Origin of the sequence: Janthinobacterium sp. FW305-129, assembly GCF_020858115.1 — a bacterium.
Lineage (GTDB): Bacteria > Pseudomonadota > Gammaproteobacteria > Burkholderiales > Burkholderiaceae_D > Janthinobacterium.
Genome location: NZ_JACYMM010000043.1, coordinates 1 through 899, shown reverse-complemented (window position 1 = coordinate 899; position 899 = coordinate 1). Strand labels below are relative to the sequence as shown.

At 60.2% G+C, this 899-nt stretch carries 1 protein-coding gene; it reads right to left on the bottom strand.

Annotated features, from left to right (window positions below):
• A partial coding sequence (locus tag IGS61_RS27720; protein WP_230542502.1) for a hypothetical protein occupies positions 1–809 on the bottom strand: 809 nt, incomplete at its 3' end.
• Positions 810–899: the final 90 nt, after the last annotated feature.

The window sequence follows — 899 nt, the reverse complement described above, 5'->3', positions numbered from 1 at the left end:
CCCGCGCCCGTCTGCACGATGTCGCCGCTGGCGTTGTCCAGATTCGCCACGTTCAATTGCAACTGACCGCCCACCAGCTGGCCCTGGCTGTTCACCAGCGACTGGGCGTTGTTCGCATTGGCCGTGATGGCCAGCATGTTGCTGGCCGAGATGACTGCCTTGTTGGTGATGACATCGCCAGCAAGGGCCGTGATGGCGATGTGCGCCGCACCCGTCTGGCTACCCGACAGGTCCACATTGTTCCCCGTCAACACCGCACTGCCTGCCGCCAGGTTCTGGCCATTTGCTTGCAGCACGCCATCGGCGTTGATGGTGAGATCGCCTGCCGTACCCAGGCTGCCATCGGCTTTCACGCCGGCACCCAGCAAGCCTCTGCTGGTCACCTTGCCAGCGGAAATTATCGTGTTGTTGACGGAGGCAATTGACCCCGTGTTGTTGAGCAAGCCGCCGACCGTCAGTTGCTGGTTGCGGCCCGCATACAGCAGGCCGGCGTTGTTCAGGTCACCACTGATTTTGGCCGTCAGGTCCGTGGCTGCACTGACCGTGCCCTGCTGGTTCAACAAGGTCGCCGCATCGAGACGCAAATTGTCCGCCTGCAATACGCCACGCGTGTTGTCGAGTCCAATACCCGTCAACTGCAGCGCCTGCGTGGTGGCGATCACGCCATCGGTATTGTTCAGTATGCCCTTGCTGATAATGTCCGCCGACGCGGCCGAGGTGATGCGACCCTTGCTGTTGTCCAGCACGCCCACCTGTACCGTCAAGATGCCACTACCCGCGTGCTCGATCTTGCCGTCTTTGTTCGCCAAGGTGGCTGTATCCAAGGTCAAATTGGCGCTATTGACGGCAATGCGGCCGGCTGTATTATCAAGATTACCTGTCTGAATGACAGTATTGCC